Origin of the sequence: Caulifigura coniformis (assembly GCF_007745175.1) — a bacterium.
GTDB classification, from domain to species: Bacteria; Planctomycetota; Planctomycetia; order Planctomycetales; family Planctomycetaceae; genus Caulifigura; species Caulifigura coniformis.
This window is the reverse complement of record NZ_CP036271.1, coordinates 3,798,383-3,808,546: the sequence shown is the minus strand read 5'-3', so window position 1 is coordinate 3,808,546 and position 10,164 is coordinate 3,798,383. Positions and strand designations below refer to the sequence as shown.

At 63.1% G+C, this 10,164-nt stretch carries 7 protein-coding genes; 6 read left to right on the top strand and 1 reads right to left on the bottom strand.

Annotated features, from left to right (window positions below):
* Positions 1–39: 39 nt before the first annotated feature.
* Positions 40–1,662: a CTP synthase gene (locus tag Pan44_RS15360; RefSeq protein WP_145030897.1), complete on the bottom strand. Its 1,623-nt coding sequence runs from the start codon at positions 1,660–1,662 to the stop codon at positions 40–42.
* 488 nt (positions 1,663–2,150) lie between these two features.
* On the opposite strand from Pan44_RS15360, the gene Pan44_RS15355 reads away from it, so the two are divergent.
* From Pan44_RS15355 to Pan44_RS15330, 6 genes are all read left to right on the top strand, one after another.
* A complete protein-coding gene (locus tag Pan44_RS15355) occupies positions 2,151–2,753 on the top strand; it encodes a sigma-70 family RNA polymerase sigma factor (RefSeq protein ID WP_145030896.1) in 603 nt (200 codons plus the stop codon).
* A complete protein-coding gene (locus Pan44_RS15350) occupies positions 2,750–4,333 on the top strand; it encodes a LamG-like jellyroll fold domain-containing protein (protein WP_145030895.1) in 1,584 nt (527 codons plus the stop codon). The genes Pan44_RS15355 and Pan44_RS15350 overlap by 4 nt, the downstream gene beginning before the upstream one ends.
* Before the next feature lie 172 nt (positions 4,334–4,505).
* The gene (locus Pan44_RS15345; protein WP_145030894.1) at positions 4,506–5,564 is read left to right on the top strand and encodes a DUF1559 domain-containing protein; all 1,059 of its coding nucleotides are present in this window, start codon (positions 4,506–4,508) and stop codon (positions 5,562–5,564) included.
* Positions 5,565–5,766: 202 nt separating this feature from the next.
* Positions 5,767–6,246: a carboxypeptidase-like regulatory domain-containing protein gene (locus tag Pan44_RS15340; RefSeq protein WP_145030893.1), complete on the top strand. Its 480-nt coding sequence runs from the start codon at positions 5,767–5,769 to the stop codon at positions 6,244–6,246.
* The gene (locus Pan44_RS15335; protein ID WP_197453352.1) at positions 6,243–8,729 is read left to right on the top strand and encodes a DUF1592 domain-containing protein; all 2,487 of its coding nucleotides are present in this window, start codon (positions 6,243–6,245) and stop codon (positions 8,727–8,729) included. The genes Pan44_RS15340 and Pan44_RS15335 overlap by 4 nt, the downstream gene beginning before the upstream one ends.
* 67 nt (positions 8,730–8,796) lie before the next feature.
* Positions 8,797–10,161: a DUF1552 domain-containing protein gene (locus tag Pan44_RS15330; protein WP_145030892.1), complete on the top strand. Its 1,365-nt coding sequence runs from the start codon at positions 8,797–8,799 to the stop codon at positions 10,159–10,161.
* Positions 10,162–10,164 lie beyond the last annotated feature (3 nt).

Here is a 10,164-nt window from a genome sequence, read left to right as displayed (position 1 = left end):
GCGCGCGTCGACTGGCGGGCCCAGGAGCCTGAACTTCAGTTAAACGGCCGCTCCGATCCGTTCCTGCCGGCGCACGAGCGCTGCGGCAATGAAGTCATGGAAGAGAGGATGGGGCGACTGCGGCTTGGACTTGAATTCCGGGTGGTACTGAACTGCGACGAACCACGGGTGATCGGGAACTTCGACGACTTCGACGAGCTTCCCATCGGGGCTGCGGCCGCTGATCGCCATCCCGGCCTGTTCAAACTGCTGCGTGTACTCCGGATTGAACTCGTACCGGTGCCGGTGGCGTTCGGAGATTTCGGTCTTTCCGTAGGCCGCCTCGGACTTCAGGCCGGGCGTGAGGACGCAGGGCTGTGCGCCGAGGCGCATGGTTCCGCCCATGTTGGTGATCCGCCGCTGGTCTTCCAGCATGCAGATGACCGGGTGGGAGGTATCAGCCGCGAACTCGGTGCTGTTGGCGCCCTTGAGCCCGAGGACATTGCGGGCGAACTCGATGACGGCGGTCTGCATGCCGAGGCAGATTCCGAAGTAGGGAATCTCGCATTCGCGGGCGTACTGGATCGCCTTGATCTTCCCCTCGATGCCGCGGTAACCGAATCCGCCGGGGACGAGCAGGCCGTCAATTCCCTGCAGGAGCGATTCGGGGCCCTGGCGTTCGACCTCTTCGGCCTCGATGCGTTTCACGACCACACGGGTCGAGTGGGCGAAGCCTGCGTGATCGAGCGATTCGTAGATCGACTTGTAGGCGTCGCGGTGCTCGATGTACTTGCCGACAACGGCCACGGTGACTTCATGCTGCGGATTGCGGACCCGCTGGATCAGGTCTTTCCAGTCGTCGAATTCGAGTTCGCCGGCCTGGATGCCGAGCTTGTCGCAGATCAGGCGGTCGATGCGATGTTCCGCGAGGCCGAGCGGCACTTCGTAGATGGAGAATTCCTTGTCGACCTCTTCGATGACCGCGTGCTTTTCGACGTTGCAGAAGAGTGCAATCTTGTCGGTCTGGTCGCGTCCGATGGGGCGTTCGGTGCGGACAATCAGGATATCGGGCTGGATGCCGATCTGGCGGAGCTGTCCGACGCTGTGCTGCGTCGGCTTGGTCTTGGCCTCCCGCGCCGCCTTGAGATAGGGGACGAGGGTGAGGTGGATGAAGAGACAGTTCTTCTTGCCGATCTCGAGAGGAATCTGACGAATCGCTTCGAGGAAGGGCTGGCCTTCAATGTCGCCGACGGTCCCGCCGAGCTCGGTGATGACGACATCGACATCGCGACCGCCGACCCCGAGGATCGCGGACTTGATCTCATCGGTCACGTGGGGAACGACCTGGACCGTTCCGCCCAGGTACGCGCCGCGGCGTTCCTTTTCGATGACCGCCTGGTAGATCCGGCCGGTCGTGTAGTTCGACTTGCGGGTGAGGGGTCCCGAGGTGAAGCGTTCGTAGTGCCCGAGGTCGAGATCGGTCTCGGCACCGTCGTCGAGGACATAGACCTCGCCGTGCTGGTAGGGGCTCATGGTCCCCGGATCGACGTTGATGTAAGGATCGAGCTTCTGCATGCGGACGCGGAGTCCGCGACGTTCGAGAAGCATCGCGATCGACGACGCGGTGAGTCCTTTCCCCAAAGAGGAAACGACGCCACCCGTCACAAAAATGTGTTTGCTCATACGCTTGAAAGAAGTACCGCCTGACCGCCGATTTGCGAGCCGTCCAATGACCGCGACGCCGCATCCTAACGACAATGAGGCGAGGTTTGTACGAAGGCGGCCGGATTGGGGAGGCGTGGGGAGCGGGCAGCGTGGATGTGGTGGAGAACAGGAGGGAAATGAGGACGGGAGAAACGGGGCGAATCCGTGGGCCCGGCAGGAAGTCGCCCGTAAGGGGGGGCCGGTGGGGAGGGTCTGGGGGACGGCGGCCACCGCAGAAATGGGTAAGATGTGTGTGAGATTTTTCTCCGTTCTGGAGAAAAACAGAGATTGGCTCGTGAATGCGCGTTAAGTCGCAACCGCTGGCGGAGATTTCCTGAGGATCACTCGGAACGGATCTCGCGGCCTGGTCCCCGGGAATCGAGCGGCCGGTCGGTATTCCTGTCGGAAGAGAGGACGTGATGGCATCGCGCGGCGCGTTCCATTGCCGGCTCTCCGGGAGAGTGTGAATGCGAATTGCCGCCGACCATGGTCGGTTGCCGATTGCGGAACGGCCGGTCAAGGAGACTGATGGCGTCGGGGACGCCCCTGACCGCCATGCTCCTTTTCTCAGATTGTTTACGGCCAACGAGTCGTCGATTCGTTCCTACGTCCGTCGCTTAGTCCCCTCTCGAAGCGACGTTGATGACCTGATGCAGAACATCGCGGTGGTGCTGTGGGAGAAGTTTGGTCAATTTCGACTGGGGGGTGATTTTCGCGCCTGGGCCTTCGGGATTGCCCGATTCGAGGTGCTTTCGTGGCTGCGAGACCAGGGCCGGGACCGTCGCACGCTTGCAGGCGACGTGGTGGAGCTGATCGCCGACGAATCGGCGACCCCGGAGTCTGAATCGGCTCTGAGCGCGCAGCGGGTCGCCCTGGAGCACTGCCTTGGCAAGCTTCCGGCCGAGCAGCGGCAGTTGCTGCTTCATGCCCATCAACCGGGGTCGTCGATGGGAGATGCGGCGGCCCAGAGCGGCCGGACGAAAGTGGCCTTCTACCAGTGGCTTTATCGCCTGAGGCATTCCCTGCTGAATTGCGTCCGGCGTCAGGTCGCCCAGGAGGCCGCCGTATGAATTCCGGCCACCGTCTCGCCGAGTTGATCAATCGTTACATCGATCATGAGATCGAGGCGGACGAACTGGCCGAACTGAACGGCCTGTTGCGAGAGAGCGCCGACTCACGTCGGGAATTTGCGGAACGGCTCAACCTGGATTCCGCGCTGTCGCAGAGTGCGGCGAGCCTGATGGTGAGCGCGACTCCGCTCAAGTCGACGTCCCCTGCCCTGTTGAAACGCTTGTTGAACAAGGGGCGGCTGAAGTGGGTGGCTGTCGCGTGCGGCCTCCTGCTCGTGATCGCGGGGGGATGGCAGTGGAGAGAGTCCGGCCGGGCATTCGCGACCGTGGTGGAGAGCATCGGGGACGACAATCCGCCAAGCGGAACGAATTTGTGGTCGGAGCCTCACTTGCTTCGCACCGGTTCCGTGGAACTGGCGACGCCGCGGGGCGCGAAGATCGTCATCGAAGCGCCCGCGGAGTTTCATTTTGTTTCGGTCCAGGAGTTGTGGCTGCAACGAGGACGGATTTCGGCAGATATCTCGCCCTCCGCGAAGGGTTTCACAGTCCTGACGCCCTCCGGCAAAGCGATCGATCTTGGAACGCGATTCGGGGTGGACGTGTCGCAGGAAGGGGCCGCGGAGGTCCACGTGTTCCAGGGGGAGGTGGTCGCGCAATCAACCGGGAGCAAGAACCGGCAGTTGCTGACGACCAACAAGGCGGTGCGTCTCCGGCAGGAATGGACGGGCGAGGCGTGTGATGTACGCCTGGGTTCGTTCCTGCAGGCGGGGGAGATTCAAAAGCTATCGGAAGGGTTGCAGGCGGGCCAATTCCTGCGTTCGCAGGAAGCGTCAGCGCGACTTCAAAAGGACTCCGCGCTGCTGACGTGGCTCGACTTCGAGCCAGCGGTCGACGGGGCCTCGCCGAAGAACGGCGCGAACGTGATTGGACCGCAGGTCGTGCAGGGACGATTTCCGGGGACGGCCGCTGTCGATTTCATCGATCGGAGCGATCGGGTCGAGTTGAACCTGAACGTCCAGGTTCCCCAGTTCACACTGCTGACGTGGGTGCGGCTGAACTATGTGGATGAGACGAACAATTCCCTGTATTCGACGGACGAATGGGGGCGCCTCGGCCAGGTTCACTGGATGACGGGACGGAACGGGAAAGTGCGGTTCGCGATCAAGAGCGACGTGAACCTGGGGGTGCGTCCTGAAGGAGGCGGCGTTTTCAACGCATGGGCGGAGACGCGCGCCATTCTTCCTGAGCGCGTCAACCGCTGGTCAAACCTGGGGCTGGTTTACGACTCGGTCGTCGGCCAGGTGAGCCTGTACGTCGACGGCAAACGAGAGACTTCCGCGTCCGTGCCCCAAGGGCTCATCGCAGCTCTGGGATCGGCGCAGATCGGCAACTGGAAGCCATTGGCGCATTTCACGGACGCCAACGCCGATCGTCGGCTCAGTGGCCGGATGGATGAATTCGCGGCGTTTTCCCGCGTGTTCACGGCAGAAGAGATGGAATCGTACTACGAGAGCAGCACGCCGTACGTTGAGGTTCCGTACAGCGGAGAGTTCCGAAGAAAAGGAGGTGCGCCGCGCTGACCGAGCCGAGCCGACGTCGCGAGGAGCGACGAAGGCATCGCCCGTCCGCAAGTTTGAGGATGTGCTTTCGGGCCAGTGGTCGTTGTGTTCTGAGTTTTTTCATTGTGATTCCGGAACGATGTTCGTTTCGATGCGTTCTGTACTTCTCTTTTTGTTCGGAATGGAGCGCTCCATGGCTGCGAAAAAGAGGACGAGGGGATTCACACTCATCGAGCTGCTGGTGGTGATCGCCATCATCGCCATCCTGATCGCACTGCTGCTTCCGGCAGTGCAGCAGGCACGCGAGGCAGCACGACGGACCCAGTGCAAGAACAACCTCAAGCAGATGTCGCTGGCGCTGCACAACTATGCCGACGTTTACGGACGGTTTCCGGCCGGATCGGGAGGTCCGCGGACAGCGGGCAACCGCCTGAATGCGACGCTCGCGCTGTTGCCGTTCTACGACGAACCGAACCTGTACAACATGATCAGCTCGACGCAGACGTTCGGCGGCGTGACGTTCGAGCCGTTCGGAGCGCAACCCTGGAACGCCAACTACGACCTGTTCGGGATGGGCTTCCAGGTAAAGGGGCTGACCTGCCCTTCGGATCGGCCTGTCGGTGATCCCCGCGGAGGCCGTAACGGCTCCCAGTCGGCCACGAGCTATTCCTATTGCATTGGCGATCATGTGACGGGGAGCGGCGACCAGGGGGCGTACCAGCGGCGGGGGATGTTCGGCACGCGGAGCTACGTGGCGTTCAAGGACGTGACCGACGGAACGAGCAACACGATGGCGATCTCGGAGCGGTGCTTCGAAAAGAGTCCGCGGTCGCTGTTCGGGCACACGGTCGAGAGCCTGGTCGGCCTGCAGACGAACCCTTCGCTGTGTCTTGCGCAGGCGAACCGGGCGACGCGCGAGTTTCTGCCGACGGCGACGTTGTCGGGATACCGGACAGGGGGAACCCGTGCCTATGACGGGATGCCGATCTACACCGGTTTCAACGCGATCCTGCCTCCGAACAGCCCGTCGTGCGTGATCGGCAACATCAACTCGGTCGGCGTGATGACGGCCCAGAGCTGGCATGTCGGCGGCGTTCACGCGGGATTCGCGGACGGCTCCGTCCGGTTCATCAGCGAGAACATCCACGCTGGAAATCCGGGGGCTCCCGAATCTCTGAGCGGCGCCAGCCCCTATGGGACATGGGGAGCACTGGCGACGATCGGACAATCGGAAGTCGTGGGTGAGTTCTAGGCGGCGCAGACAGGAACAGCCGTCATTGCCGGACCTCACGAGTCGAGGTTCGGCAACTTGTCGGAATGGCGTCGTTCCCTGTTGCGGTCAGAACGGGGCGGCCTGTGCGCACTTCTGCTGCACGCCGCCAAAGGTGTGCCCGCGGGATCTCGTCCTGCGTGCTTGTCGTCACTGTGCTTCGTTCCGCGAGAGACCACATACCATGGCCACTCAGTTTTTCTTCTGGAGGGCCTGCCGACGACCGGCGGGCCTGCTGCTGTTCCTGTGCGTCGCGGGCTGCTCGTCGAGCGATCCCGACGCGAAGCTCAATCGTCCGAGTCGGGTTCCAGTCAGCGGTGTCGTGACGTTCAAGGGACGACCGATCGCCGACGCGGACGTGACCTTCATGAACGAGACGGCGAATACGACTGGCACGGGCCGGACGGATTCCGAGGGCCAGTTTGCACTGACGACGTTTCGCGACCTCGACGGCGCGGTTCCGGGTGATCAAAAGGTCGCGATCCGACGGGTGGACGTCGTGAACAAGACGCCGGAGGACGTGGACGTCTCGGCGGGGGGCGTGGCCGTTCCTCCGGAGATCCACTGGATCGTGCCGGAGAAATACTCGGACCTGCGGAAATCCGGGTTGACCGCGAGCGTGACGGAGGCCGGCCCCAACCATTTCGAGTTCGCCCTGAAATGATCCGGTTCGACCAGGAAGCCTTCGACGGCCACGGCCCGGCGATGACGTCCCGCTGCTCCCGCCTGGCCCCGGGCGCCAGCGGGCGTCTCGCCTTCGCCCTGCTGCTTCTCGCGGGTCTGGCGCCGGGAGCGTCGTCCCGCGCGGCAGACACTCTCGAGCCGCGGCTCAAGACGTATCTCGACACCCACTGCGTGGTCTGTCACGGCGCCGATTCGCCGAAGAGCGACTTTCGCATCGACACTCTTTCGCCGCGAATCGGCTTGGAAGACACGCCTCAATGGCTGGAGGTGATGGAGCGGATCAGTTCGGGCGAAATGCCTCCTCCCGACTACAAGCAGCGACCCGGTTCGCAGGAGAGCACCGAGATCGTGGAGTTGCTGTCGGCCCGCATGAAGGAGGGCGAAGCGGCGCGTCTCGCGGCGCGTGGCCGGGTGTCTTACAACCGGCTCAGCCGGGAAGAATACGTCAACACCGTCCGCGACCTGATCGGCGTGCAGTACAACGCGACCGATCCCGGCGGTTTCCTGGAGGACCCGGAGTGGCGGGGCCTGGAGCGGATCGGATCCGTGATGACGCTCTCGCCGTCACAGATCGAGAAATACCTGGCCGCCGCGGAAGTGGTTCTGGCCGAGGCCTACCCTTCCAAGAAGCCGCCGCTGCTGGAGTTCACGAAACGGGCGATCATCGAGAAGCAGATCGACCCGCCTCATCGCGAGCGATTGAACGCACTCGGTTTGATCGACAAAGTGCGTTACGAGATGTGGCCGGGCGATCTGTATCGCTATTCGGGATCGGAGCCGCTACCGGAAGCGGGGATTTATGAGATCAGTTACACGCTGAGCGGGCTGAAGCCCGAGAACGGTCGTGCGCCGCGACTGTTTGTGTATGAGTCGAAGCTCGACCGGGTACTGCATGAGGAAGATGTCGTCGCGCCGGAAGACCAGCCGGTGACGGTGACCTTCCAGGCGCACCTGCCGAAGGGCCGGCCCGACATCCTGGTGATCAACCAGGTGCCGGGGCCGTCGAATAATCCACGATCGGGGCGGCACGGTCGGACTCCGTTCCTGAGCACCAAAGAGGGGCGGATCCCCTGGCAGATGAAACTGACCGATGAGCAGGGACGTCCCCGCTACCCGTTCCTGATCCTGGATTCGGTCTCGTTCCGTGGACCGATCGTGACGGCCGAGGAGCAGAGGCGTCGCGAGGAATACTTCCCAAGCGAGCCGGGGAACATGGACCAGGTTCGCGCGGGACTGGGCCGCCTGGCGCGGCGGGCGTTCCGGCGACCTGCGGCTCCGGGCGAACTGGAGGCGTACGTCGGGATCGTGCGAGACGAACTCGCGGCCGGGGAACCGTTTGCTGAAGCGCTCAAAGCGGGAATGCTCGCGATCCTCTGTTCGAAGAGTTTCCTGTTCGTGACCGAAGGGGATGAGCACGAGGATCGAACGACGCTCAACGACTGGGAGATTGCGTCGAGGCTGTCGTATCTGTTGTGGAGCACGATGCCAGACGACGAACTTCTGCTGCTGGCCGAACAGGGAAAGCTGAGGGATCAGAAGGAGCGGGCGCGGCAACTCGCGCGGATGCTGGCCGATCCGAGGGCCAGGCGGTTCAGCGATTCGTTCGCGGGCCAATGGCTGCAGTTGCGAAACGTCGGAAAGTTTCCGCCCGACAAGAAGCTGTATCCCGACTACGACTCGAGCCTGGAAAAGGCGATGGTGGAGGAGCCCCGGGCATTCTTCCAAGAAGTGCTCCACGAGGGGCTGACGCTTCGCGAGTTCATCGACTCGGACTGGAGCATGCTGAACGCACGGCTGGCGAAGTTCTACGGATTGCCGGAGACGGGCCTGACAGGCTCCGCGGTTCAGCGCGTGTCGTTGTCGGCGGAGAGCCATCGTGGCGGACTGCTCACCCAGGCGGCGATCCTGTCACTGACGTCGGACGGGACGCGGCATCGGCCGGTGCATCGAGGGAAATGGGTTTCAGAGGCGATCCTCGGGCGCGTTCCTCCTCCTCCTCCAGCGAATGTCGACCCCATCGAGCCGAACCCGGTCGACGCCCCGAAGGCGACGTTGCGCATGAAGCTGGAAGCTCATATCCACGACGCCCGCTGCGCCTCGTGCCACAGCAAAATCGACCCGCTGGGGCTGGCGTTCGAGAACTTCGACGCCATCGGACGGTGGCGCGAGGAGGAGACTGTCGAGGGGACAGGAAGCAACCCGCGGGTGAACTCCGCTGGGCAGTTTCCAGATGGCCGCCGATATGAAACTCCGGAGGAGTTCAAGGGGCTGATGCTGGGGCATCTCGACGACTTTCAGGCGGCGTTCATCGAGAAGCTTGCCTGCTACGGGCTGCGGCGGACGATGTCGTTCGACGATCGCGACGAGCTCAAAGAAATCGCGGCAGCGGGTCGAGCTGATGACTACCGGTTGCGATCCATCCTCGAGGCGTTCGTGGTCTCCGACCTGTTCGTCAAACGCTGACGCGTCCCTTTCCATTTCGAAGCTTCTGCCAGAATTCCCACGGACCAAAGAAAGCCAGGACACCAGAATGGCGAATCTCAACGCGAACCGCTGGCGGATGACACGGCGGCAAATGCTTCGCGGGCTGGGCGTGGCGATGCTTCTTCCCCGGCTCGATTGCATGGCCGAGGGGACGGCGGTGACGACTCCGAAACGGAGCGTATTCCTGTACATCCCGAACGGCGTGAACACGCTGACGTGGCAGATCGAGAAGGCGGGAACCGATTTCGAATTCACGCAGCCGCTGCAATCGCTGGAACGCCACCGGACGGAGGTGACGCCGATCAGCGGGCTGCACCATCCGATGGTTCTGGGGAAGCATCACAACTGCGACAAGGTGTGGCTGACCGGGGCCGATGTTCCGGGAGACGGCGGGCCGTTTCGCAATACGGTGTCGGCCGACCAGCTGATGGCCGAGGTGCAGGGGCGCTCCACGCGGTTCCCTTCTCTGGAACTGGCGGTTGAGGGACATTCGCTGGCGTGGTCGCGGGACGGCATCCAGATTCCGGCTGAACGGAACACGGTCAACGTTTTCAACATGCTGTTCGGCGTGGAGAAGGAGAGCCCGCAGGCGATCCGCCGGCGGCTGAATCGTCGCGGGAGCATTCTCGACCTGGTCGCCGACGATGCGAGCCGGATGCATCGCCGCCTCGGGCAGAACGACCGCGACAAGCTCGATGAATACCTGACGGCGGTTCGCCAGGTGGAAGTCCGCACGCAGCGGGCAGAATCGTGGCTGAACGTTCCGAAGCCCAAACTCGACAGCGGCGATGCCTCGCGCCTCGGCCGCAAGGCCGACATGAGCGTCGTGAGCGAATATCACCGGCTGTTCTACGATCTCATGGTCATGGCGCTGCGGACGGATTCGACCCGCGTGATCACGTGCATGATCTGCAGTGAATCGAACGGAGGGGCGATTCCGGACATCGGGATCTCGCAGACGCGGCATGGCCTGTCGCACCACAACGGGGACCCGGAACAGCTTCGCCGGCTGACGCAGACCGACACATTCCTCGTCGAGCAGTTCAGTTACTTTCTCGACCAGCTGAAGGCCCACCGCGAAGAGAACGGCCAGACGCTGCTCGATACGACGCAGGTGCTGTGGGGAAGCGGCATGGCCTATGGCCACAGCCACGGCAACGCGAACCTGCCGACGTTGCTGGCCGGGGGACGCGCGCTGGGATACCGGCATGGGCAGCATGTCGATTTCAACCTGCCGAAGATCGGCCAGTACAACGTGGCGGACGCGGCGGGCCACTACCGCCTGTGCTCGCGGCCGGTCGACAGTGATGCGAGGCTGAGCAACCTGCTGCTCACGATGCTGCAACGCGTGGACGTGCCTGCGGGGACCTTCCAGGACGGAATCCGTCCTCTGTCCGAACTGCTGGCGTGACGG